General features: G+C 63.8%; 33 protein-coding genes and 2 pseudogenes. 22 read left to right on the top strand and 13 right to left on the bottom strand.

Annotation, left to right across the window (positions count from 1 at the left end; translation table 11 throughout):
- The 6 genes and pseudogenes from OCW50_RS30145 to OCW50_RS30170 all read right to left on the bottom strand — a co-directional run.
- A pseudogene (locus OCW50_RS30145) lies at nucleotides 1-1,609 on the bottom strand (hypothetical protein); the annotation flags it as partial.
- Nucleotides 1,610-1,773: 164 nt separating this feature from the next.
- Nucleotides 1,774-2,346, bottom strand: a complete 573-nt coding sequence (locus OCW50_RS30150) for a hypothetical protein (protein ID WP_262300125.1) — start codon at nucleotides 2,344-2,346, stop codon at nucleotides 1,774-1,776.
- 79 nt (nucleotides 2,347-2,425) lie between these two features.
- Nucleotides 2,426-2,974 carry a restriction endonuclease gene (locus OCW50_RS30155; protein ID WP_262300126.1) on the bottom strand — a complete coding sequence of 183 codons (549 nt, stop codon included), beginning with the start codon at nucleotides 2,972-2,974 and terminating at the stop codon, nucleotides 2,426-2,428.
- On the bottom strand, nucleotides 2,974-3,426 hold the full coding sequence (locus tag OCW50_RS30160; protein WP_262300127.1) for a hypothetical protein: 453 nt from the start codon (nucleotides 3,424-3,426) through the stop codon (nucleotides 2,974-2,976). The genes OCW50_RS30155 and OCW50_RS30160 overlap by 1 nt, the downstream gene beginning before the upstream one ends.
- A 9-nt stretch (nucleotides 3,427-3,435) precedes the next feature.
- The gene (locus OCW50_RS30165; protein ID WP_262300128.1) at nucleotides 3,436-3,870 is read right to left on the bottom strand and encodes a hypothetical protein; all 435 of its coding nucleotides are present in this window, start codon (nucleotides 3,868-3,870) and stop codon (nucleotides 3,436-3,438) included.
- A 54-nt stretch (nucleotides 3,871-3,924) separates the two neighbouring features.
- On the bottom strand, nucleotides 3,925-4,437 hold the full coding sequence (locus OCW50_RS30170) for a hypothetical protein (RefSeq protein WP_262300129.1): 513 nt from the start codon (nucleotides 4,435-4,437) through the stop codon (nucleotides 3,925-3,927).
- A 122-nt stretch (nucleotides 4,438-4,559) separates the two neighbouring features.
- Between OCW50_RS30170 and OCW50_RS30175 the strand changes: the two genes are divergently transcribed.
- From OCW50_RS30175 to OCW50_RS30240, 14 genes are all read left to right on the top strand, one after another.
- Nucleotides 4,560-5,084, top strand: a complete 525-nt coding sequence (locus OCW50_RS30175) for a hypothetical protein (RefSeq protein ID WP_262300130.1) — start codon at nucleotides 4,560-4,562, stop codon at nucleotides 5,082-5,084.
- Nucleotides 5,085-5,331: 247 nt separating this feature from the next.
- A complete protein-coding gene (locus OCW50_RS30180; RefSeq protein WP_262300131.1) occupies nucleotides 5,332-5,733 on the top strand; it encodes a hypothetical protein in 402 nt (133 codons plus the stop codon).
- A gap of 102 nt (nucleotides 5,734-5,835) precedes the next feature.
- A complete protein-coding gene (locus OCW50_RS30185) occupies nucleotides 5,836-6,498 on the top strand; it encodes a SprT-like domain-containing protein (protein ID WP_262300132.1) in 663 nt (220 codons plus the stop codon).
- 141 nt (nucleotides 6,499-6,639) lie between these two features.
- Nucleotides 6,640-7,008, top strand: coding sequence for a hypothetical protein (locus OCW50_RS30190; protein WP_262300133.1), 369 nt, complete (start codon nucleotides 6,640-6,642; stop codon nucleotides 7,006-7,008).
- Nucleotides 7,009-7,114: 106 nt separating this feature from the next.
- Entirely contained in the window at nucleotides 7,115-7,792 is a 678-nt protein-coding gene (locus OCW50_RS30195) for an AAA family ATPase (protein ID WP_262300134.1), read from the top strand.
- Entirely contained in the window at nucleotides 7,785-8,081 is a 297-nt protein-coding gene (locus tag OCW50_RS30200) for a ribbon-helix-helix domain-containing protein (protein WP_262300135.1), read from the top strand. Before OCW50_RS30195 ends, OCW50_RS30200 begins: the two co-directional genes overlap by 8 nt.
- A 78-nt stretch (nucleotides 8,082-8,159) precedes the next feature.
- Entirely contained in the window at nucleotides 8,160-8,360 is a 201-nt protein-coding gene (locus tag OCW50_RS30205) for a hypothetical protein (protein ID WP_262300136.1), read from the top strand.
- A 236-nt stretch (nucleotides 8,361-8,596) separates the two neighbouring features.
- Nucleotides 8,597-8,941 carry a hypothetical protein gene (locus OCW50_RS30210; protein ID WP_262300137.1) on the top strand — a complete coding sequence of 115 codons (345 nt, stop codon included), beginning with the start codon at nucleotides 8,597-8,599 and terminating at the stop codon, nucleotides 8,939-8,941.
- A 40-nt stretch (nucleotides 8,942-8,981) separates the two neighbouring features.
- A complete protein-coding gene (locus OCW50_RS30215) occupies nucleotides 8,982-9,404 on the top strand; it encodes a DUF6874 family protein (RefSeq protein ID WP_262300138.1) in 423 nt (140 codons plus the stop codon).
- The gene (locus OCW50_RS30220; protein ID WP_262300139.1) at nucleotides 9,401-9,589 is read left to right on the top strand and encodes a hypothetical protein; all 189 of its coding nucleotides are present in this window, start codon (nucleotides 9,401-9,403) and stop codon (nucleotides 9,587-9,589) included. Before OCW50_RS30215 ends, OCW50_RS30220 begins: the two co-directional genes overlap by 4 nt.
- Nucleotides 9,586-9,762, top strand: a complete 177-nt coding sequence (locus OCW50_RS30225; RefSeq protein WP_262300140.1) for a hypothetical protein — start codon at nucleotides 9,586-9,588, stop codon at nucleotides 9,760-9,762. Before OCW50_RS30220 ends, OCW50_RS30225 begins: the two co-directional genes overlap by 4 nt.
- Complete coding sequence (locus OCW50_RS30230) at nucleotides 9,750-9,971, top strand: hypothetical protein (protein WP_262300141.1); 222 nt, start codon at nucleotides 9,750-9,752, stop codon at nucleotides 9,969-9,971. The genes OCW50_RS30225 and OCW50_RS30230 overlap by 13 nt, the downstream gene beginning before the upstream one ends.
- Nucleotides 9,972-10,253: 282 nt before the next feature.
- A complete protein-coding gene (locus OCW50_RS30235) occupies nucleotides 10,254-10,490 on the top strand; it encodes a hypothetical protein (protein WP_262300142.1) in 237 nt (78 codons plus the stop codon).
- Between the two features lie 116 nt (nucleotides 10,491-10,606).
- Nucleotides 10,607-11,050, top strand: coding sequence for a hypothetical protein (locus OCW50_RS30240; RefSeq protein ID WP_262300143.1), 444 nt, complete (start codon nucleotides 10,607-10,609; stop codon nucleotides 11,048-11,050).
- 62 nt (nucleotides 11,051-11,112) lie between these two features.
- Here OCW50_RS30240 and OCW50_RS30245 read toward each other — a convergent pair whose 3' ends face one another.
- From OCW50_RS30245 to OCW50_RS30255, 3 genes are all read right to left on the bottom strand, one after another.
- A complete protein-coding gene (locus tag OCW50_RS30245) occupies nucleotides 11,113-11,703 on the bottom strand; it encodes a hypothetical protein (RefSeq protein WP_262300144.1) in 591 nt (196 codons plus the stop codon).
- A gap of 77 nt (nucleotides 11,704-11,780) precedes the next feature.
- Nucleotides 11,781-11,999 (bottom strand): hypothetical protein, encoded by a 219-nt coding sequence (locus OCW50_RS30250; protein WP_262300145.1) that lies wholly within the window; start codon nucleotides 11,997-11,999, stop codon nucleotides 11,781-11,783.
- Nucleotides 12,000-12,008: 9 nt separating this feature from the next.
- A complete protein-coding gene (locus OCW50_RS30255) occupies nucleotides 12,009-13,661 on the bottom strand; it encodes a type IV secretory system conjugative DNA transfer family protein (protein ID WP_262300146.1) in 1,653 nt (550 codons plus the stop codon).
- 358 nt (nucleotides 13,662-14,019) lie between these two features.
- On the opposite strand from OCW50_RS30255, the gene OCW50_RS30260 reads away from it, so the two are divergent.
- The 3 genes from OCW50_RS30260 to OCW50_RS30270 are packed head-to-tail and all read left to right on the top strand — an operon-like array spanning nucleotide 14,020 to nucleotide 16,258.
- Nucleotides 14,020-14,394, top strand: coding sequence for a plasmid mobilization protein (locus OCW50_RS30260; protein WP_262300147.1), 375 nt, complete (start codon nucleotides 14,020-14,022; stop codon nucleotides 14,392-14,394).
- Entirely contained in the window at nucleotides 14,391-14,549 is a 159-nt protein-coding gene (locus OCW50_RS30265; protein ID WP_262300148.1) for a hypothetical protein, read from the top strand. Before OCW50_RS30260 ends, OCW50_RS30265 begins: the two co-directional genes overlap by 4 nt.
- Nucleotides 14,546-16,258, top strand: a complete 1,713-nt coding sequence (locus OCW50_RS30270) for a relaxase/mobilization nuclease domain-containing protein (protein WP_262300149.1) — start codon at nucleotides 14,546-14,548, stop codon at nucleotides 16,256-16,258. Before OCW50_RS30265 ends, OCW50_RS30270 begins: the two co-directional genes overlap by 4 nt.
- A gap of 7 nt (nucleotides 16,259-16,265) precedes the next feature.
- Here OCW50_RS30270 and OCW50_RS30275 read toward each other — a convergent pair whose 3' ends face one another.
- Nucleotides 16,266-16,433, bottom strand: coding sequence for a hypothetical protein (locus tag OCW50_RS30275; RefSeq protein ID WP_262300150.1), 168 nt, complete (start codon nucleotides 16,431-16,433; stop codon nucleotides 16,266-16,268).
- A gap of 584 nt (nucleotides 16,434-17,017) precedes the next feature.
- Here OCW50_RS30275 and OCW50_RS30280 point away from each other — a divergent pair.
- The 4 genes from OCW50_RS30280 (at nucleotide 17,018) to OCW50_RS30295 (ending at nucleotide 19,638) form a co-directional block, all read left to right on the top strand.
- A complete protein-coding gene (locus OCW50_RS30280; protein ID WP_262300151.1) occupies nucleotides 17,018-17,629 on the top strand; it encodes a pentapeptide repeat-containing protein in 612 nt (203 codons plus the stop codon).
- Nucleotides 17,630-17,837: 208 nt separating this feature from the next.
- The gene (locus OCW50_RS30285) at nucleotides 17,838-18,395 is read left to right on the top strand and encodes a recombinase family protein (RefSeq protein WP_262300152.1); all 558 of its coding nucleotides are present in this window, start codon (nucleotides 17,838-17,840) and stop codon (nucleotides 18,393-18,395) included.
- 107 nt (nucleotides 18,396-18,502) lie between these two features.
- Nucleotides 18,503-18,718, top strand: a complete 216-nt coding sequence (locus OCW50_RS30290; RefSeq protein ID WP_262300153.1) for a hypothetical protein — start codon at nucleotides 18,503-18,505, stop codon at nucleotides 18,716-18,718.
- A gap of 200 nt (nucleotides 18,719-18,918) precedes the next feature.
- Complete coding sequence (locus tag OCW50_RS30295) at nucleotides 18,919-19,638, top strand: helix-turn-helix domain-containing protein (protein WP_262300154.1); 720 nt, start codon at nucleotides 18,919-18,921, stop codon at nucleotides 19,636-19,638.
- A gap of 526 nt (nucleotides 19,639-20,164) precedes the next feature.
- Here OCW50_RS30295 and OCW50_RS30300 read toward each other — a convergent pair.
- The gene (locus OCW50_RS30300; RefSeq protein ID WP_262300155.1) at nucleotides 20,165-20,371 is read right to left on the bottom strand and encodes a helix-turn-helix domain-containing protein; all 207 of its coding nucleotides are present in this window, start codon (nucleotides 20,369-20,371) and stop codon (nucleotides 20,165-20,167) included.
- Between the two features lie 64 nt (nucleotides 20,372-20,435).
- On the opposite strand from OCW50_RS30300, the gene OCW50_RS30305 reads away from it, so the two are divergent.
- Nucleotides 20,436-20,711 (top strand): hypothetical protein, encoded by a 276-nt coding sequence (locus OCW50_RS30305; RefSeq protein WP_262300156.1) that lies wholly within the window; start codon nucleotides 20,436-20,438, stop codon nucleotides 20,709-20,711.
- A gap of 357 nt (nucleotides 20,712-21,068) precedes the next feature.
- Here OCW50_RS30305 and OCW50_RS30310 read toward each other — a convergent pair whose 3' ends face one another.
- Nucleotides 21,069-21,443, bottom strand: coding sequence for a hypothetical protein (locus OCW50_RS30310; protein ID WP_262300157.1), 375 nt, complete (start codon nucleotides 21,441-21,443; stop codon nucleotides 21,069-21,071).
- Between the two features lie 18 nt (nucleotides 21,444-21,461).
- Nucleotides 21,462-22,949 (bottom strand): annotated as a pseudogene (locus tag OCW50_RS30315) (hypothetical protein); the annotation flags it as partial.

Raw genomic sequence — 22,949 nt, forward strand, 5'->3', positions numbered from 1 at the left:
TCGCCCCGTCCACAAATTCCAATCCGCTTTCGTCGGACTTCACCGCAACGACCTTGCCCCCCTCGCCCGCGAAGGCGTCAGGCGTGTCCGTCAGGTCTAGGAAATTGTCAGGCGCATCATTGCCCGCAGGGCCTTGCGGCCCTTGAGCGCCAGCAGGACCAGCCGGGCCTTGCGACCCGGCCGGGCCTGTGGGTCCGGTAAACATCGAGGAGGATGCGAACACGATGCCATCACCGGTCCCGTTCACAAGCACCGCGTAATTCGCAGCGCCCGCGAAGCTATTGGGCGTGTCGGAGAGATCGAGGAAGGACGCCGAGGCGAAGGCCACGCCGTCCGCCGTGCCATTGACGCGCAGGAAGCGCCCGGCCGCGCCTGTATAGGCGGCCGGTACGTCGGAGAGATCGAGCAGCGCCGCCGACGAGAAGGCCACCGCGTCCGCCGTGCCGTTGACGCGCAGGAACGACCCGGCCGCGCCCGCGTAGCTGGCGGGCGTGTCGGAGAGATCGAGCAGCGCCGCCGACGAGAAGGCCACGCCGTCCGCCGCGCCATTGACGCGCAAGAAAGACCCCGCCGCGCCGTAGGCCGGTACATCGTCGAGCGCCGGGAGCGTGCGCCCGCCGACCGCAAGCCAGTTGCCCGCGCCGTCGCAAACTTGAATGTTCGCCGTCGCGTCGTGGAAGCGCATCACGCCCTTGTCAGGGCCGAGGCAAGAGGACCATTCCGCATCCGTAGGCAGGAACAGCCGCCCGGCCAGATCGAGCGTAGACGCGGAATCGAGCGACACGGCCGCGCCGGTAAATTCGGCCGCCGTGGAGATTTGCAAATCCTTGTTGATCGTCGCGCTTGTCGGGTCGCCGCTCACCAGCGACCAGAGGCCGCCGCCCGTCCCGGCCGCCGCCGCCTCGCTTTCATCGAACACATAGGCCAGATCATCCCCGGCCCGCGTGATGTAAGCCGGGTCCGCGCCGCATGTGGTTTGAAACGTCCGGTCAGGCCCGGCCGACACGACCGCCAGCACAGCCCGGCCCGAAGGGTCCGCGTTCCCCGTCAGGAGGCCCGCAGGGCATCCCGCCGCGCCGGTCCCGTGGTCATACGCGCAATACATGATCGCGCTGCCCCAAGGGTCCGTTTTATCGCCCCCGACAGTGACCGGGATGCACCCGCCCCCGGCAGCTTCTGCCGCAGAGCATCCCGGCCCCGTCGCGGGCGGCAGGGGTTCTGTCACCCCGTCGCCGTCGCAGTCCGTTCCGTTGTCGGCCGCCTCAAGCGCAGCGAGGCGACCGGCGATCATCAACCGGCTTTCCGTCCGAACTTGCTTGTTGACCGCCGCGACCGTCGAAACCGGCCCTTGCATAAGCGTCATGGTGGACGCGCCCAGCACACCGACGAGCGCGACCGCGCCGAACAGCGTAAAGAACACGTTCCCGCTTTGGCCGTCGCTTTGTTGCAGACGTTGCGCGGCCGCGTTGTTCAACGCCGCCGCTTGTGCCGTTGCTTTTTGCAGGGAGTCAGCGCCGCGAAACCTGAAACGGATTTTCCCGCTTAAGGTATCTTTGACAGCGTGACCGGTTCGAGAATCCGCATAATACGGAACGACTATAAAACGCATGGAAGCCCCCTTCCATGTAAGATGTTTTCGCCATTAATTCGCCATGGGCCAAGAAAAAGGCCCGTATATCTTGACTATTCGCCTCAAGATTTAAAAAAGGCTTAGGAAAAACGACTTGCGGCCCCAAAGATGGGGCCGCATCGCAGAAAGCAATAATCTAAGTTTTACATAGAAGGACTGTGCAGGACTTCCGGCGTTGCCTCGAAACGCGGGCGCGGCATGTCGCGCAGCATTTCCGATTTTGCCAGATCCACCGCCGACCGGTTGAAGTCCCCGGACAGGCTTTTGAGATCGACGCCCGGCAGCTTCACCCCGAAATCTTCGAGCATCTTGATAATCGCCGTCAGGACCGCGACCGTTCGACCGGCCCCCAGCCAATCGCCCTTGAGGGCCGCACCAGCCGCAAACAGCGGCACGGCCGCATAAAGCGCGTTCTCCTGCGCCGCAGGGACGAGGGTTTTTTTCATCGTGTCGGTGAAGGCTTCCGCGCCGCCTTCCACGACAGCGCCCCCGGCCTTCACAATACCGCCCGTCACCGTTGCAATGCCGTCCGTCACGAAGTCTTGCGCCGCCTCGCCCTGTTCACCGGGCAGCGCCGCCGCGACCGAGGACACGCCGAGCGCGGCCGTGGAGCCGATAGCGCCCCACTTCACCGCACCGGCCGCCGCAGAAAAAAGACTTGAAAGAGCGGGCGCAGACGCAACAGCACGCGCACCCCAAATAATAGCCCCAAGCATAAAGCCCCCATTACAGTTGTTTCGCCTGTAACAAGGTTATGAAATCTGCTTTAAACTATGCTGAATTTTGTATTGGATTTTATCTTTTGTTCATCCAGCGCAGCAACGCCGCGCCGTCGATCAACTTTATAGGCTTGCCGTCCGCGTATTCTCTTGCGGCTTTCGTGAAGCCGCCGAGCGCAACGACATACGCCCCCCGCGCCTTGTAGTGATAGGCCACGCCGACGACTTCCCGCACTTGCGGGACGCCGAGCCGGGCGCGGTAATGTTTGCAGGACACGACGACGCGAAGCCCGCGCCCCTTCGTTAGCATGAGGTCAACGCCATCGTCAGCGCCGCCGCCGCCCGTGACCGTCACCGCCCACCCAGCCCGCTCAAACGCGGCCGCCGCGTAGACTTCGAATTGCTGCCACGTCATCGCCCGGAGGTGCTGAATCTCCTTTTGCATCGCCGCCCATTGCTGGCGTTCCCACCGGTTATAAAACGGTTCGGCCGCTTGCCACGCCAACCAGCCACACGCGAAAAAGCCCGCCGCCGCGACCCCGAAAAGTGACAGCACTTCGGGGACCGGAGCCGCGACGGCGAGAGTTTCGAGGTGGTAGATAGGTGTAGACAACAGGCGCGGCATTACGCACCGCGCCCCGGCCCGGAGGCCGCATTGCCCGGCGAGGTGTGCGCCGGGTTTTCATTCCGGGCGCAAGCGTCAGCCCCCGGAACAAACTTGATCGAGAACCCGAACGGCTCTTGCCGTCCGTCCTTACCCTTGCCGAGCGCCGACCGGGCATAGACGCCGTGCGCCGCATCGTTCGCGGTTTCGAGGCACGAGGCCCACGCGGCCGCAGCCGGGTTGTTGTCGAGTTCGAGCGCCAGCGCGTCGGCGGCCGCGAGCAATTCGTTTTCGCGGCCGTCGATTTCCTCGACCAGCTTTGCATAGGCTTTCCATGCCTTCGCCGCATCTTCCCATGATGGGAAATGCGTATCGACCGCGCCGTTTATCGCGTCGGAGAGCGCGGCGAGATCGTCGCCCGCGCCCTCATAGCCCGGCTTGCTGAAACTGTACGAGATCACCGAAATAGTCATGCTTCCCCCTTAAAATGTTACGCCACAACCGAACGAGCCGCCGCAGCCGCCGCCACCAGCTCCGCGACCAGCTCCGAACCCCACACCGGCGAGCGACGGGGCCACAACGCCGCCGCCGCCCTGCCCTATCGTGTTCTGCATCGCCTCAAAGACGACCGGCAGCGCGAACAGCGCACCGCCCGCCAGCAGCCTTATTGCGCCATCCTTCAGCGGCGTTCGCGCCGGGTTCTCTACGCTGTCTTTGACCTTGAGGATTCCGGTCACGCCCAGCACCAGCCCGAACAGGTACGCCAGCCCCGACAGGAGGCCCGGCACGTCGCGCACCGATGCAATGATGTTGGACCCGATGGACGAGAAGTTATTGCCGCCTTGTGCGGCCCATGCTGGCGCTGTCATTAGCCCGGCGATCACGGCCGCCGACGCCGAATAGAAAAACCGTTTCATATCTGCCCCCTTGAAGTGAAGGCGGCCCCCGTCGCCGGGAGCCGCCCAAGTCCGTTACAGGCCCGGAGTCGACGCGGGCGCAGCGGCGGCCGCCTTCGGCCCTTCCGCCTCGCCGTCCGCCTTCGGCTCATACGGCGCATATCGCTTGTCAGTGTTCTTGAGGCCGAACCCCTCGCGCACCGCCTCAAGGTCCCCGCCGTCCGCCGCAACCATGTACGCGGCCAGCGCCGGGGCTTTCAGATCGTCGCGGACGTGGCCCGCGACCGTGGCGTTATGGGCTTTCAGGTCCGCCCCGTGGAGCGGTTCGCCCTTGCCGCCGCCCGCCCGGTGGCCGTCCGGAAATTCCGCCCATACGCGGAAGGCCGGGGACGCGGCGGCCAGATCAATATAGGCTTTGACGTGCTTTGACCCCGCTTCGATATAAACGCGGTCAATCGCTTTTGCGTCGTCGGTCGCATCCTTGGCGTAATGGCTCGCGCCGTAACCCATGGATTTAAGATTATCGACAATACATGCGGCTATTTCATTCCTCGCCATCGTGTTTTCCCTGCTGTTATAGGTTTTCAATGCTTTCAGGGTACAGACGCGAATTTAAAACCCGCTGAATATTGCATAAAATGCAAGGCATTTAGTCTTAATCAATTCGCAATCTGGCCGCGCCTATAGTTAGAAAAACTATAGGGGATTGCATGACAGACAAAAAACCCGGCCTTATCCTGACCGTCAGCGTCATGGCGCAGATGGTGCTAGAGAACCTAGACCGCGCCGATAGCCCGGCCTTTGCACAGGCCGCCGCGATCATCGACGCGGCCGCACAGACCCCCGGCCTTGCCCCGGAGAAGGTCGAGCAATGGCAACGCGCCGTCGCGCTGTATCATTCCGCCTTGCTGGAATTTCCCCCGCCCGATCACGCCCCGGAGGTTCCCGACTATTGGCAGGACCACCAGCCGCCCGCCGAGGCTTACGAGGAACCGGGCGAGCCGGATAATCGCGGGTTTTTGCCCGAGGACGTGCGGGAATCCCTCTTTCTGTCCGATGCCCTCGCCTATGACGCCACCACCGGAGCGGCCGCCGAGGCGGCCGAGTTCGCGGCGCTGGACGCCGCCCCGTCAACTACGGAGGTTCGTAGGTCCGCCGCGCCGGTCGAGTTCGAGGAACCCGGCGCAGATCACGATGACGCGGCCCGCAAGCCGCGAGTTTCCTTTGAGCCATAAGCGCCAGACGGCGCTTTTAAGGGGGGCTTGCAGCCCCACCGCGTCAAGGGTGAAGGCTTCGCCCGCAATCCTCCCCATGCTCCCCATGCTCGCGCCTGGTCTTCGCTGCGCTTCGTCTAGGCGCTGCGCGTGGGTCCGCGTGGGTCCGGTTGCGCCCTTGACCCGATTCCCCCGCTCATTGCCGCGTGGCTAGTCAGGTTTGCAGGGGCAAACCTGTTTTGAAATTGAAGGAAAGGAAGGCAGACCCATGAAATTCGCACCCCGCCCGGACTACGGCAGCTTTCAAGACACGCGCCGGAAGCGCCTTGCAGCCGAGCGCCGCCAGCAGCGCGAGCGCGACAGCGCCCCCTTGCTTGCCGTGTTGATCGAGGCCCAGCAGCCCAGCATAGACGAGGTTATGCGCCACCGCGCCGAGGATTGGGACCGCGAGGAACAGGCCGCCCGCGACCATCTAGCGAAGGTATGGCGCAGCGTCCGCGCCGACATTGCCGCCCTGCCCGTCGAGCAGCGCCAGCAGATCAGGAACCGCGCCGACCACTACGGGGGGAAACTGGACCCCGTGGCCTACGCCTACTTTTACGGCCAAGTCACCGGCCACCACCGCCCCGGCGCACCGTGCGGCATGGGCGGCCGACCGATACCCAGCTAACCCTTTTTTTGCCGCTAATGTGCTAATTCTATCTTGTGCTAATTTGCGCATTCGTATAAATTGTTTCGTACGATACAACACAAACCCGGAGGAACCCGAGCCATGACCGACCCGACCGCCACGACCTACGAAGCCTTAAACCGCGCCTATGCTTTCCTGAATGACCGCCTGTTTTCCGGCACCCTGCCCGCTTGCCTCATCACCATGCAGCGCAAGGCCAAGACCTACGGCTATTTTGCCCCGCAGCGTTTCGGCGGCCGCGATAGCGCGGAGATCACCGACGAAATCGCCTTGAACCCCTCGCACTTCAAAGAGCGCAGCGACCGGGAGAGCCTTTCGACGCTGGCGCATGAAATGGCCCACCTGTGGCAACAGCACTACGGCAAGCCCAGCCGCACCGCCTACCACAACAAGGAATGGGCCGCGAAAATGATCGAGATCGGCTTGCACCCGTCCGACACCGGCCAGCCCGGAGGCAAGCAGACCGGCCAGAAGGTCAGTCATTACATCATCGACGGCGGCCCCTATTGCCGCGCCTATGCCGAACTGGCCGCGCAGGGATTCCCCCCGCTTTACGTGGAACTGTGGAGCGATGCAGACGCCCGGAAGGCCAAGAAGAAGGCCGCCAGCAAGACCAAGTACACCTGCCCGGACTGCGCCGCGAACGCATGGGCGAAGCCCGGCACCAAGCTAATCTGCGGCGACTGTGAAACGGCCATGGAGGCCGAGGAATCCGAGAGCGAAGGCGAGGACGGGGGCGAATAGCCCCCTTTCTGATAATCCTGAAACGACCTTGCGAATTTAGCACAAGCGCCAATTCGCTGTTTAGCAAATGTGCTAATTAGCGTATTCTAGCAGTAGATCAACCGGCCATCCCGGCCCAACAACAAGAAGGAAAGCCGACCCATGACGACCCTTACCCCCATCACATTCCGCGTCCATGCCTTCGACAACGAGGCCGACGCCCGCGCCAACCGCCGCGCCCTGACCCACCGGATAGCCGCCTATCGTGGCGACGCCGAGGAACACGCCCGCGCCGCCCTCGATCAAGGCTATTGCGTGATGATCTACAACGAGAACACCGGCCAGCTTTTGCAAGGCCCGATCAACCCGGCCGCACCCTACCCGGCTATTCTGGACAAGGCCGACCTTGCCCAAGGCATCAACCGCACCGACCCCCTGCGCCTGTACCCCGGCGACAGCGCCGAGGTGGAGGAAGGGGAAGAACTGACCATCCGGCACAGCTTCCAGCCGCGCAAGACGCCCGGCATGTGACCGCCGACCGGGCAGGGGCGACCCTGCCCGCCCTTCTCTCACCTTCGCTAATGTGCTAATTCTATCAATAACGAATCCGCTAATTCTCACAGAAAGGGAACCGCCTATGAAGATCATCAGCTTAATCAGCCAGAAAGGGGGGACCGGCAAAACGACCACCGCGACGGGCCTTGCCGTCGCCGCCGTCGCGGCCGGGTACTCCACCGCCATCATTGACATTGACCCGCAAGCCAACGCGACCAACTGGCGCGACCGGCGCGAGGCCGGGGGCGACCCCGCCGTTTTCTCAACACAGCCCATCCGGCTCCCCCAGCAGCTTGAACAGTGCCGCGCCGCAGGGGCCGAGTTTGTCTTTATCGACACCCCCGGCAAATCGGACAGCGCCGCCATAGCGGCCGCCAAGGTTGCCGACCTCGTGCTTATCCCGGCGCATAATCAGGCGTTCGATATTGAAACCCTCGCCGCCGTCCGCGAAGTGCTGGACCTCGCCGGGAAGCCCCGCGCCGCCGTGGTGATGAACGGAATCCACCCGAGCGCCAAAAGCCCGGTTGAGAAGGTCCGCGAATGGTTTGGCGAGGACTACGGCCTAGCCGTTGCCCCGGCTTTCCTGTCGCACCGCGCCGCCTACGCCGACGCGCCGACCACCGGACAGGCCGCGCAGGAGATCGACCCGACCGGCAAGGCCGCGCAGGAGATCGAGGCCCTTTTGGCCTTTGTGCTAGATAGCACAAGAGCAAATTCACGCATTAGCACAACCAACAAGAAGGAAGCCGCCAATGGCTAATAAACCCGACATGCGGGCGAAGCTGGCCGCCAACCGCGCCAGCGCCACCGAAACCCCGGCAACCCTGCCCGACGAGCAGCCGCGCCGGTTGACCCCGGCCGCCGCCAAGGAAGGGGACGCCTTGCCGTTCCTGAACACGCGCCAGCCGGAACTTGCCCGGACGAATTTGCGCATCATCGCCGCCAAGACCGGGAAATCTATGGAGTACCTGATTTTGGAGGCCCTGAACGCGCTTTACGCGCAGCACGGCTTGCCGGAGGTCCACCAGCCCGAAGGCCGCCGCAAATGATCTAATTAGCACATGCGCGAAATAGCGCATGTGCGCCCCGGCCGCGAGGCCCAACAACAACAAGAAGGAATCCGACCCATGACGACCGACCCCGCCCCGAAAATCACCGTTATCCGGCCCGCCGTGCAGCGCCACAGCAGCGGCCAATATGCCGCCGTCGCCTACGTCGCCAGCTTCGCCACCAAGGAGGAAGCCGAGCAAGCGGCCATGGTCCTTTACCGCGCCGCCCTCGAAACCTTCGCCCGCGTCGGCGTGAAGCCCGGCCCGGCCGTAAACTGACCGGGGGGACCATGCGCCAGAGCGCCGCCGTCCTCGCTGTCCTGATTTGCCTTGTCCCGGCCGACGCCGGGGCAGGGTGCAGCGCAACCCCGCCGCAAATCGCAATACAGGCCCGTACAGCAGCCTTGCCGGTTCAGGAGGCCGCCACACCGGCCCCGACCGTTGCGGGCCTCTACAGCGCCCGCGTTGCCGCCGCTTACAGCCTTTCCACGGCAGGGCAGGGGCCTTGCCCCCGCGTGACGGCCGCGACCGTCACCCTCACCCATGCCGCCCGCATCGAGATCGACCCGCAGCACCGGGCCACATGCCGGGGCGCGATCATTGCCGACCACGAGGCCGCCCACGCCGAGGCCGACCGCGCCGCCCTTGCGGCCGCGACCGCCCGCATGGAGCGGGATTTGCCCCAGCTATTCGCGCCGCCGATCACCCCGGCCGCCGCGCATGAGGCTATGGCCCTTTACCTCGCCAGCGCCGGGCAGCGTTACGCCCGCGAGCGGGACGCCGCCCATGCCCTGATAGATTCCCCCGCCGCCATGGCTCACGCCGTCGCAGCGGGCCGCCGTTGTACCGACCGCCTTTAATCCGGCCGCGAGGCCCAACAACAAGAAGGAGAAAACGCCTATGCAGATGATTACACCGGCCGACGCCCAGCACATCGACCGCATTATTGAACGTGTCCAAGACGTTCAACAGCAGACCCGGACGACCGTGCAGCTTGTTAAGGCCACCCCGTTCGCCACGCTGGACCATCGCGCCCAGCTTGTCGCCATTATCGCCGGTTGCCACCTAAACGCCGTGCGACTGGACTTGCGGGCATGGGCCGCCGCGCCACCCATGCAGCTAATGCACGACTTCCACCTTATCCGAAACCACTACGACCCGGCGACAGAGCGCCTGAACTCCCGCAAGCGCCCGTTGTTCGCTATCGGCCGCCCGGACAACCCCGAGGCCGATCTAATGGCCGACAATTTCGACGGCTGCGCCCATCCGGGCCTTGCCGCGCTTGCCGGTTCCACCGACGACGACGAAGGGGGCGAGCAATGAGATACGGCCTTTATCACATCGAGATTAAGCCCGCGCCCGCGCAACCCGCGCAGTTCGATTTCTGGATTTTCAAAGGGGATGACCCCGACGCTATCCACCACGGCGCCGGATACGAGAGCCGCGCCCACGCCCACGCGGCCGCGAAGGAATGGGCCGACGATCACGAGCAACGGGGGTTCAAATGACCTTGACCCTCTACATCATCAAAGACGCAGCCGGGAACCCGGTAGACGGTCCCTTTGTGATCGAGCAGGAGGCCCACGCCCGCGCCGCGATCATCACCGCCAAGCGCCCGGTAACGGTCGAGCCGCACACGCTCACGACCACCACCGGCAAGGGGACCACATGGCACGGGTGACGATCACCGACGCGGACAAGCTGGCATTGCGCGAGGCCATTGCGCTTTTGCTGGCGGCCGCCGACACCGCCGACGACTCCAGCCGGTTCAACGTTTGCGCCGTGCGCCTCGAAACCATCTTGAGGCGGGCCAACACGGCCCGGAGATTGTGGCGAAGACCGCGCCGCCACGCCCCGGAGCAATCCAACGGCCCCGACCGCTACAGATAGCCTTACCAGATCACCACGCCCGGCCGCAGACCACGCGGCCGGGTTTTTGTTGGCGTCATGCAGCCCCGTTGATCGGGCGGGTTTTCATTCAGGCCACGCAACCTAAGCCCCTTGCATCCCGGCATCAAAACCGAACGGCCTACGCCCCGACCAGGCGCGGCAGAGCCGCGACGGCTTCGCCTCTTGGTCGGGTCCCCTCCATTACGGATTTTGACCCCGCGACGCGGGCAGGGGCCGAGGACGGTTTGCGTTGAATGAAACCCCTACAACGGAGCAAAGACCATGACGACGAAGAACAAGAAACCCACGCACAGCGTCTACAACGTGACGGAGCGCGGCGAAGGCAAGGACGATTTTTGGCAGCGTATCGGCGCAGCTTGGGCGCACGAGGACGGGAACGGCTTCAATCTCTCGCTTGACTATCTGCCCTTGAAGCCCGGCCGCATCGTGGTCCGCACCCGCAGCGCGGAACCGCCGACAGCGGCGCAGCAGCAGGGCGACGACGAAATTCCCTACTAAGCGAAAGCGGCCCCGCAAGGGGCCGCCCGCCCACCGGTTTTTAAGGCTTTACTTAAAATCCGACGCTATAATCAAAGCAACGGCCGACCATGGCCCAACAACAAAAGGAGATAAACATGGCGAAGAACTTCAAACACCCGGACGGATACCCGTTCGATTACTATGGCGAACACGCCAGCTTTGTAGACGATAACATTAAGGACGATTACGCCTTCCGCATTGAATTTTCCCCGGCGATGCCAGAGGCACAGCGGCAAGCACTCTGCGCCCTTGTCAGTGCAGCCCCGAAGCTACTAGCAGCCGCCAAACGTGCCGACGACTTGCACGTAATTGACGACCTCGCCGCCGCCGTGGACCAAGCCGAAATGTTCAGCGACACGCCGGAAGACTCCTTCGACGCAATAGCGGACGCCGAGGCCAACGCCGCCTATGCAGCGGCTTGGAACGCCCAGCAGGACACCGAGGAAGCCGCCAGCATGGACCCGGCGAAGTACAACGCCGAGCCGTCCGACGATGTGAGCCACTACTTGCCGCCCCCAGCCAAAGCGCCCGGCATGTAACACCGACCGAAACCACAAAGGGCGGGGAAATCCCCGCCCTTTTTCTTGTCCCGTGGTTCCGGTCATTCCACCTTTTCGCCGTATCGGATGCGGCGACGTTCGCGGCCGCGTTGTTCCCACGCCCGGCGCTGCGCCTCTTGCTCCATCCATAAAATATCGTCGGCCCCGTGTTTGATACCGGAGCGCGGGCCAATGTCGCAGACATAGCCGGGGCGGCCCATGCGGTCAGTCACCCACCGTTTGAACCGGTCCCATTGCCACGCGGCCCGCTCCCCGTTGGTCAGCGCCGGGAAAAACTTGTCCCGCATGGCCCGTTCAAATTCCGGGCTATACCGGCCTTCCGCTAGCGCCGGATAATGGAGGCAATCAATTTGCCGGTACGGGTCCGGGCGGAACAGTTCGCCGCCCTCGCGCCGCACCGCGTAGCGCCGCGCCCGTTCGGCCGCGTCATACTTCGCTTGGGATGCGACTATGGCTTGATAGCCCGGATGGGCCTCTAGCGCCGCTTGCGCCGCTTCCTTTCGGCCCGCGTAATATTCCTGCACTGTATCGGTTCGGTTCGGCGGCCGTGGCGCTTGCGCCTCGCCCGCCATCCCCAGCACACCCAACACCACCAGAAAGCCGAAGCCCGGCCCGGCGCTCTTTAAATCCATATCTGCCCCCAAGTATCAATAATAAAAAACCGGCTATACTGCCGCTTTCATTATCGCCCGGAAGCTTTAGGAACAGATTAAAACGGTATATCCCCGCCCGGCTTTGGCTTTATTGCTTGCGCCGGGCCTTGATATACTTCCGCCGCGTCGGCCTCTTGCAGAGCCGCGACCGCGCCCAGCCCGTGCGCCACGACCGCCGCCCAAAAGGCCGGTTCATCGACCCCGGCCGCCTCGCGCAGCTTTTGCGCTTCCGCGTCCTGATCGTCGTCTATCTGGATTGTCACCGTTCGCGCCATCGTCGCCCCCTATGAGCCGTCATGGTCCGGGTCCGCCGCGTACATCGAGCGGCTAAAATCCGGGTCCTGATCGTAATTGGTTTTTTTCAGCAGCAGGGGCGAGCGCCCCGACCGCAGCACGACTTGCAGCCCGCTACCGCGTTCCGTCAGTTGTTCGAGTTCCGCCGCTTCCAACAGGTTCGCGGTCATTTTCATTTGCCGCGCGTCCACCGTTTCCAGCCAGACGGCTTGACCGAGCGTTGCGACGATCTCTTGCGCCGTGCCGCGATCATTGACGCCGAAGATTTGCACCGCGCCCGCATTGGCGAAGAAGGTTTGCCAGTTCTGCGGGTACAGTTCGCGCAACTGCGACAGGTTTTGAAGGATGGGCCACAGCTTGAGGCCATAGCCCGCCAGAGCGCCCGACGCCTTCGCCAGCGAGCCGAGAGAACCGAGCGAATAAAACTCATCCATGACCAGCAGAATAGGCACCCGGCTTTTGCCGCCCTGCGAAGCCGCCCGCACCGTCAGATTGACGAACAGGCGCATGAACCGGGAGTGTTCATCGAGAAGGTCCGGGGGCAGGACCACATAGACCGACATGGGCGCGGCTTTCAGGTCCGACATTTTGAAATCCGACTGACCCAGCACCCCGGCCATGGCGACGGAATCGAGCCACGCCGTATTGCGTAGCGCCGTGGTGAACAGGCTTCCCCGTTCATTCGGCCCGGCCGTGCTGACCAGAGCCGCCGCAGCTTGCGCCAGCCCCCCGGCGACCGGGTTTTTCATCATCGCCCCGAACATGGAATCCAGCCCGTCAGGGTCTTGCCGCAGAGCCGCCCGCACATCGACCAGCGACGGCATTTTTTTGTCGTGACCCATGACCCGGAGGGGGGAGGCGTAGACGCCCAATAGGTGCGCGATCACGCCCGCAATGATCGACCGCGCCCCCTCATCCCAATGCGAGTCCCCCGGCCCGGACGGGACCACCAGAGCATCCGCGATTAGCCCTATGTCCTCTTTCGCCCGGTTGCCCGCCAGATCGACCGAGGACAGGGGATTGAAGGCGGCCGACTGGACCCCGGCGACGATGCCGAACGGGTCGAGGACGTGGACCGGTTGCCCGAGGCTTTCCGTTACCCGACCGCCACCCTTGCCCCGCCGTGCAGCCGTGACCGCCGCGTTAGTCCCTTTCGGGTCTACCACGACGACCGACCCCGGCCACGTCAGGAGGTTGGGAATTATCGCCGCCCGGCCCTTGCCGCTCCGGTTGCTGGCGATGGTCAATAGGCCCCGGTCATCATCCAGACCGATCAAGGCATCATCGAACATGGACCGGCCAAGGCGAACAGACCCCGGCCGCCAGATATGCGCCCACTCGTCGAGCAGCCCGGCGAACCGTGCCGAGCCACCCTTACCCATGGCCGCCATTCGGTCATGCTGGAAAACGGGAGCCAGAGCCGCCGACACACGCGCCTTAAATCCTTCCCCCCCGGCCATCCAAAGAACCCACAGCGTGTAGGGGATTCCGACCACAAACAGCCAGACCGAGTCCCCGGCAATGGCAGGGTCCACGGTCAGCACGTCGCCCAGCTTCGGGGGGAGGTGCCGCAGCAGATAGGCGACGGGGACAGCCACCGGCAGCAGGACCAGCCAGACGACAAAGCCGAACAGGAGTTGCACGGCCCACGGTTTCCAGCGCCCCTCAATCCACCGCCCGGCGACCGTTGGCGACGAATGCCCCTTTTTCATAATCCCGTTCCCCTTGGCGGTTTTTCCCTGTCAGTTAATGCCGCAGCCTAGATTTAACATATTCCTAACTATACAATGGCAGAGTGTTCTAAGGAAGGGGATAGCAAGAAATGTTTTGAGTACCTCAAAACTCTTGCCGGGGCTTCGCCCCCGGACCCCTCGCGGCCCATGCCGCGCGTCGGTTTCCTGCCCCTCCGGGGCGACCACGGAACCGACGACCACCACACCGCTAGACCAAATTGGAGGACCAATTGCCCACGCTCACCACCACCACGGACAGGCCCGCCGCATGAGCGACGACCCCGCCAAACCGGCCGCGCAGAAGCGCCGTAAGGGCGGACGCCCGGCCTTGCCCCCGCACCTGAAACGGACGGGGAAAATCTCTTTCACGCCGACCCCGGACGAGCGGGCAGCGATTGAAAGCCGGGCTGACGCGGCGGGGTTGTCGGTTGCTGATTTTGTCCGTCTGGCGGCCTTGGGGCGGCCGTTGACCGTCCACCAGCACCGGGAGCTTTCCCCCGCCGACCGCTACGCCTTGCAGCGTATCGGGGTGAACCTCAACCAGATTGCCAAGCACATGAACGCGGGGCGCAGCCCGGACGGCCAAGCCGTCGCGGCGGCCGTGGCCGACCTTCTGGCGTTCATTCGGGAGGTGGGCGAGTGACCCTTTCCCCGACCGACCGCGCCGCCTTGCAGCGCATCGCCCGGACCCTCACCCGGACGGCCCGCCAGATCGAGGCGGGCAACGCCCCCGAGCGCCTGACCGTCGCGGCGGCCCTGCGTGACCTTCGGGCCTTCATCCGGGGGGCTGGCCGATGAGGTTCAAGAAGGGCGAGAAGTCGGGCGGCCGGGGTTCGTCGTTCAAGCACGCCCTGCTTTACTACCTTCACGACAAACGCCCGGAGGGCAGCAACGAGGCCCACCCGGACACGGCCGGGCGCACCGGCTTTGTTCACCTGAACAACCTCGCCACGGACAACCCCGACGAGGCATGGCGGGAAATGGCGACCCTGTGCAACGTCGCCAACATCTTGCAGCGCGAGAACGCCGAGCGGGAGGGCAAACGCTACCGCCGCCGGGCCGACCTAGAGCAGCCCGTCTATGCCTACTCCCTGAATTTTCACGAGGACGATTTTAAAGGCTGGACCGACGAGGACCGCCGCGCCGCCATGCTGGAACAGGCGCAAGCCTCCATCCGCGCCTTGGGGATGGAAGACCATCAAGCCGTGATCGTGGAGCATCTACCGGAGCCGCGCCCGGAGGGAGGCTTTACCAGCCCCCATGTGCATGTGTGCTTGAACCTCATCCACCCGGAAACGGGCATCGCCAACAAGCTGTTTATGGATGAGGTGAAACTTAGCGACCTGTGCGCCGAGTACGAAATCAGCCGCGGCGTCATTCGGTCCCCGACCGAACACGAAAAATACATGGCGAAGCTGGCGAAGACGAACAAGCGCCGCCATGCCGAAATCCAGAAAATGACCCTCACCCACGCGGAGCCGGTCACGACCGGCCACCAGACCCGCGACGAGTGGAAGGCCCGCAAGGGACGCGACAACAGCAAGGCCGCCAGCGCCGAGGCGGCCGCGATCAAGAAGCGGTTTAACGACGAGTACCGCCAGCGCCGCCAGCGCGAGGACGCCGCCCGCGAGCGTCGCCGCGCGGAAATGAATCTGGCATGGAAGAACTACCAGACGGCCAAGCGCGAGTTGTGGCAAAACTACCAGCCGCAAATCAACGAGGTTTGGAAGCGCCCGCGCCGTGGCGACCTGTCCGCCTTGCAGCGCGTCCGGGCTTTCCTGCACGACCCGGCGCAGACGTTGCGCGACCAGCGCGACCGCCGCGAATGGAAGGCATTGGGCCGCCGCCAGTGGCAGGAGCGCCGCGCCTTCCAGATGAGAGAGCGCACGATTACCGGCGCGATAGGCAACGCCATCCGGCTTTCCCGTGTCGGCGGGGCGACCGTGTACCGGGGCCGCCTTGCGGGCGTGTTCCATTTGACCCGTGACGCCGCCGAGCGCCGCCGCTTGTTCGAGGTGCAGCAGGAGGCCAGCAAGAAGGCGCTACGCGACCGGCAGAACGCCCGCAAGAAATTGCTGGCCGACCCGATCAAGGCGAAGCGTGACGCCGAAATCAGCGCCATGGCCGAAGCCTACCAGCGCAAGCGCGACGAGATCGAGGCCCGCCATACCCGCGAGGGAGCGGCCGAGAAAGCAGCCCGCGCCGCGTCGAATCTTCAACGCGCCGCCGCGTGGTCCGCATGGCGGGAGAAATTCAACATCACCGACCGGCCGGGATATACCGCGCCCGGCCAGCAGACCGAGAAGCCGACAACGCGGCCGATCTTCGCCCGCGCCGCCAGCGGCCAGCAGGAGCAGGACCCGGAGCGCACAGGCGGCAAGGCGTTCTCTGCTTTCAAGGAGGCCGCCAAGGGCATCACGGAGCCGCAGCAGCCCCAAGAGCGCAGCGGCGGCCGGGAGCGAGCCAGACCCGCCCCCGGTAAAAATTCCGGCCCGAAATCGGATTGATGGGGCCTTACGCGGCCCGCATCTGTTCGAAGATTGCCACCAGTTCCATTTCGGCTTGCAGTTGCGCGGCGATGTTCCGGGCCTTGATCTTCGTGGCGGTCATGTTCCGGGTTGCGACGTAGAAGCGGGCTTTCAGGTCAGCGGCTTTCGTCGTGATTTTGTTGGTGTTGTTCATTTGCATTCCTCACACTGTTTTTGTTGGTGCCTTCCGGCTTGTGAGGACAACAGGCGGGACGAGAGCGCCTTGCAACACGAACCCGGCACAGACGCGCCAGCGGCCGGGAGAGGAAAAAATAGGAGCCACGCACCGCATTTTTGTTGCGAGGGATAGCGAGCGTTCCGGCACCCTCACCAAGACGATGGAAGGCACCGGCAAACACAGGGGGAGGCCAAAGGGACATGGGACGACAACCCCCGCGAAGCCGCCCGGCCGGGGCCGTTCGATTACTGCCCGTCTATTTGCCGCCGAAGTAAAAAACCGGGCTTTGATTTGCCGATCGCGCGCCGGCATCAGCTGCCGGCACAAGTACCGGACCAGTAAAAGCGCCCTTGAATATTTCCGGGGCCTTCGACCAGGCCGGGCTTGGTCGAAGTCAAACCACCCCTGAATATTGGTTTTGAACCCATCACGCGAAATATTCGCGCCAGCGGCCACCGACCCCCGGCCGCTTTCCATAGCGCCTTAACGTCCCCTTCGGGCCGGGCTGCTATGCTGGGTCTAAGGAGCCAAGCGAGGCCATACGCCCGCGATCTTTCAACATGACCGAGGCCAACTATGATTTTGTCGTGAAGTCCGTTTTCGGCTTGCCGTCCGACCGCTTTCTAATTCAGTCGTCACATACCGAATACAGGTCAATCAAACTCGGCAAGGCGCTGGCGATCATCGCGGCGCGTACCGTGGACCAGAACGCCTACGCTCTCAACCAGTCCGATTTTTCCGAGGCGCATTGTTGCGACCTCGATCTATCGACCGTCGATTTCACCGGAGCGCGTTTCAAGAACGCTGTTTTTCAGTCGTGCCGCTTTCCGTCCAACACATACACGGGCGCGGCGTTCAGCGGAGCCACGTTCATCAACTGCGATTTTAGCCGCGTCGAGATAGAAACCGCCGCGTTCAATGATGTCGATTTTGTCGATTGCGCCATGTCCGGGGCGTTCTTTGGCGACACGCCGCTAGACCGCGCCCGCTTCGTTCGTTGCGACCTCACCAATGCCGACATTCGCTTTTGCGACATGCACGGCGCGGACCTGTCGCGCTCGCACATCGAGTCCACGCGCTTTAGCCTTGTCGGCGGAACGCGGGGCATCATCCTTCCCGATCACGCGACCGCCGACCAGCGGGCCGCGTTCGCAGAGGACGCCGACGACTGAAAAAAACCCCCGCCACTCTCTCGGGTGACGGGGGCTTAGGTGCGTGATGTAAGAACAGAGGGGGACGGTTCATTGAACCCCCACCGTTGCCCCGATCATACACCGGCCGCCCGGCCGTTGTCACGAACGGAGGTTTATGCAGTAATTTTCGGCCGCAGCGTTTCCAGCGCCTTGCCGACTGCACAAACCAACTGCATAAATCCCCCGCATGATTTACGGCTATGCACGGGTATCCACGACCGACCAGACCACCGACCCGCAGCACCGCGCCTTGAGCGCGGCCGGTTGCGGCCGCGTCTTTCAGGACCACGGCGCGAGCGGCGCGAAGCGCCAGCGGCCGGGACTGGATTCCGCCCTTGCCGCGTTGCAGCCCGGCGACGTGTTGACCGTGTGGAGGCTGGACCGCCTCGGCCGCAATCTGTCCGACCTTCTCGCCATCGTGCAGGAGATCGAGGCGAAGGGGGCCGCGTTCCGGTCCCTGTCCGAGCAGATCGACACGACGACGCCGACCGGCCGCCTGTTCTTTCACATGGCGGGCGCGTTCGCGGAGTTCGAGCGGTCCTTAACCGTGGAGCGCACCAAGGCCGGGCTTGCGGCCGCACGAGCGCGGGGCGTGAAGCTAGGCCCGCGCCGTAAACTGTCCGGCGACCAGATACGCAAGGCCCGCTTGTTGATCGAGGCGGGCGAGCAGCCGCGCAGCGTGGCGCGGTCCTTTGGCGTGTCGGATTCGACCCTGTACCGGGCCTTTATCCGCACCGGCATCTAGCGCCGACTTATGACCATATGCGGCGCAGCACAGCTTGTCCTTGCAGCCCCCGGCGAATCCCGGCATCTTGTGGATAACTATATCTCTATAGGCCAAGCGATTCCCGCATGACGCCAACCACGCAGACCAGACCCAGCCGCAGCCCCCGCGCCGTTAAAACGACGCTGGTGGGCGCGGAATTGCCGCCAGAGTACGCGCAGAAAATGCGCGACCTCCACGCGTGGACCGGGCTTTTGAAACGCGAAATCCTGATGGAGGCGATTGACCGGCTCCACAGCGAGCACCAGCCGAAACCGCAACAAGGAGGGCAGACACAGCCCTAAAAAACCAAAAACCCGCCGAAGGACGGCGGGCCTCTGATAGCAGCGGCGCGAAACCGCTTTGCTCAAGATGTGGTAATCCGAGCATAGCCCCGCGTCACTGGCGTTTGCAAGTCATTTCTTGCCATGGCGGAGCTTTGTCTAAAGCGCGGCCGTGCGAGGCCCGCGCCGCCCTTCGGTTCAACCCAACCGAAGGAGAACCCATGTCGTTTAGCAGCCTTGCCGATTTTGCGCCCGCACCGGGCGAACGCCCCCGCTCGACCCGCCGCACCGGGGAACCTGTGCGCCGCCAGTCGTTCGCCGCCCACCGCTTGCCGCCCGGCTACCGCACCAAGATCACGCGCCGCGAGGCCCGCGAGCTTGTGCTTGCCGCGACCATGTACGACCGCACCGCCCGCGAGAAGGGCAAGCGCCCCCTTGGCCGCGCCGCGCTGCAAATCCTCGAATTTCTCGCCAACCTTGCCGCCTATTCCGGCCGCGTGGAGCCTTCCTATGAATACATCATGGAAAAGGTAGGCTGCGCCCGCGACACCATCACCCGCGCCCTCAAGGCCCTGCGGGCGCATGGCTTCCTTGATTGGGTCCGCCGCTACGTGCCGACCGGCAACGCCGAAGGCCCGCAGGTGCAGCAGACCAGCAACGCCTACCGCCTTGCCCTGCCCGCGATTGCAAAACGGCTGCTTGCGCGGTTCACGAACCCCGCGCCCATTCCCGCCGACGTGGAACAGGAGGCGCACGAACGCGCCCAACAGGTCGAGGCCATGCGGGCGACCCTCACGAAGCGCGAGCAGCTTGCGCTTGAGTTTGGCGGCGGCGAAGGCCGCGAGGCCGACGAACGCCGCGCCCTCGGGGAATCCCTCGCCCGCCTTTGGGATTCAATACAGAAGCGTGAGTCCGATAAGCAGGGAGAATCCCGGGTCTAGCTTTAAATATTAAACGGACGTGCCGCTACGCGGCCCGACTTTATCCAGATAGGACCGCTACGCGGTCAAAGCGGACGCGCCAAAGGCGCGACTCCATCCCGGAGGACGGCCCCGCCATGCCTGAATCTCGACCGGCAGCGCGAGCGGAGAGGTCCTATTGCTTTCGAGGAAAGCAGCGTTTCGGGCAGCGCCTCGCCCGGAGCCGCCAGAGCAGCCGCCAAGAAAGGGGCCAGCGTGGCCCGCAAGCGGGCCACCAGCGCCCTACCCGGCAATTTCCAGCCCCCCGGACCCAAAAACGCCAAGGCCACCAGCGGGCCTTAAAACGGCCCCCGCCGCGTTTGTATCGTACGAAACAACCCGCCCCGGCCGGTCACTACGGCGCTTTGTGGGAGCGCGTTCCCGGCCGTGGCTACCGCCGCGCCCAAATCTGACCCGGCCAGCGGCCCCGGACGAAAAAAAGCGGCGGGAGTGACCCCGCCGCCCCGACCGCTTCCAGCGGCCAATTTTTCGGCCTTTCCGGCCTCGTTTACGAAACCAGCCCCCCGGCCGGTTCCGTTTCCCGTCCTATCGGCCCGAGGTGCCGCGCCAGCGCCGAGAGATCGACCCCCAGCAACCCGGCCACCTCGCCCCGGTCCCGCCCGCTCACAATGAGCGCCGCCGCCTCGCGCACCAGCGCGGGCGACAGTTTCGGCGGACCTTCCGCGTTTTCGATCATGTCTTTCTTCGCATCCATGTGATTACCGTTAATATATTTCTATCCGTTGTAAGTTAATATTCCAGAAACAAGGGGGCATTTTATGCAGATCAAGATTAAAGGACGCCAGACTATACCGGAATTACTTGTGACTTTGCAAAGCGCCGTCGCAGCCTTGCAGGAGCACAGCCGGGGCGAGATCGTCACCGTTGAATATGTTTCCATCTTCCTGACCGGCCGCAACGCGAAGGGCGAACAGGTCATTTTGATGGACCCGGCGACCGGCAAGCGCATGAAGGGCGACAAGGAAAATAAAGCCGTGATCGAGATTCCGGGCTACAAAGGCCCGACGACCGACGACGACGAATTGCCGTGGTAACGGCTCACATCCCAGCCAGATAAAGGAAACCGCCCGCGCATGGCGAAACACGCGGGCGGCCCTCCTATAGCGATCACCCGCCCCCCGGATGAGGCCGACAAGTCGGCTTCACTGGGGGCAGCTAGTGCCGCCTATGTCATGCCTCTGGGGGCGAAGTGGTGATCTTGGAGCGTTGGCCGGGCAATAACTCTAAGTGGCCCGTGAAACCTGTCCCCGTGGGGTTCGCATACAAAGCGCCAATCTGCCCCCAGATTATTTTCTTCCTGTGCCCGTCGCCAATTTCTATCGGGATATACAGGATTAAATCAGGCTCTTTGTTATCCATATACTTAAACCCCTTTTTTAATACTGTAAAGCCTATTCGCCCGAATAGGCCCGGCGCATGGGCTTGTCGTCGTCCTCGCCGCCCCCGGTGGCGAACACGGCACCCGGCCGCGCCCCGGACGGGATTTGACCCCACAAGCTGCGGAGTTCCTGCAATATGCGTTCGTCCGTGTCGCTGCGTTCGCGCAGCTTCGCGGCTACATCGCTTTCGATTTCCTTCGCCTGTAGGTGACAGCCGAGGCCGAAGCAGAGGACGCCCGTGCAAAAGAAGATCACGGCCGCGCAGATCACAGTCGCCGCGCCGTTAAATTCAGGCGGCGGAGCCGGGACGTAAAGCCATGTCAAAATGACGGAGAGCGCGAACGTCCCCGCCATGCAGCTACAGAAAAGAAACTTGGTGATTTTCATTATTGCCCCCTTGGTTGTTTACTTTGCACTTTCATAGATACGCACTTCACCCGCCTGCGCGGCCGAGCCGCTAGGGTTGTAGAAACGGATGCTGTTAATGCTGGTGGCGCTTGGTACAACGCCCGTCAGGTCGAGATACGTTTGACCGTGCGCGTTCGGACTCAACCCGCCGCGCACATCGACCGGCGTAAGCGCCAGCGCGGCCGGGTCGCCCAGCTTAATTTCCAGCCAATGAAGATACGACGCCCCGAAGTTCATCGCGGGCGCTTGGTTGATAAGGTCCGTTGTCGCGTTTTTATAGATCAGCGCCGCACTTACCGTCCGGGCTTCAATCCCCGCCAGCGAATAACTTCCAATCCACGACGCGCCGCCGTTGTCGGACAACTGGACGCCCATATATGCGCCGCCCGCGCCGGACGGATAGTAGAACTGTGCAACCACCCGGTAATTGTTCCCGGCCGTGAAGACGTTATTGATTGCCGTGGACAGCCCGCTAAGGGTTGTCGTGGACACGAGCCGTTCCCCGCCCGCCGCGCCAAATTCCAGCGCCGTTGCGCCCGCGTTGACCTTCACGACCTTGCCGCCCTGCCCCGCGAAGCTGGCGGGCGTGTCGGACAGATCGAGGAACGAGGCCGACGAGAACGCCACACCGCCCCCCGAGGCGCTTAGGACGGTCAGGAACGTGCGGGCCGCGACCGTGTTTTGCGCCGCCCCCGACCGCTGAATCGCTTGCGCCTCGATATAGTCCCCGGCCGCCAACGTTACCGGGCTTGTCAGGTTGAGGGCGCGGGCGTCACTGACCGCGCCAATATTTAACATCACGCGGCGCACTTCCGCGCCGTTGACCATTAGGCGCAATCCAATATCGCCGTTGTTCAGGTCCGCTAGGCTTAAGTCGGCCGTGACGAAGTACCGCCCCGCCCTGTTGACCGTCACCCTTGAATTGTTCGTTACGTTGTCGTGCCAGTTGCTATCGTCATAAACTTCCGCGTCGAATTGCAGAGCCGTCCAGCTTGCATGTCCAATGCTCTGCGCAGCGTTCTTTTTTACTTGGACACCCCGGCCGCTTGCGGCCGTCGCCCCGTCCACAAATTCCAATCCGCTTTCGTCGGACTTCACCGCAACGACCTTGCCCCCCTCGCCCGCGAAGGCGTCAGGCGTGTCCGTCAGGTCTAGGAAATTGTCAGGCGCATCATTGCCCGCAGGGCCTTGCGGCCCTTGAGCGCCAGCAGGACCAGCCGGGCCTTGCGACCCGGCCGGGCCTGTGGGTCCGGTAAACATCGAGGAGGATGCGAACACGATGCCATCACCGGTCCCGTTCACAAGCACCGCGTAATTCGCAGCGCCCGCGAAGCTATTGGGCGTGTCGGAGAGATCGAGGAAGGACGCCGAGGCGAAGGCCACGCCGTCCGCCGTGCCATTGACGCGCAGGAAGCGCCCGGCCGCGCCTGTATAGGCGGCCGGTACGTCGGAGAGATCGAGCAGCGCCGCCGACGAGAAGGCCAC

The sequence above is a fragment of the Microvirga sesbaniae genome (assembly GCF_025460805.1).
Classification (GTDB): domain Bacteria; phylum Pseudomonadota; class Alphaproteobacteria; order Rhizobiales; family Beijerinckiaceae; genus Microvirga; species Microvirga sesbaniae.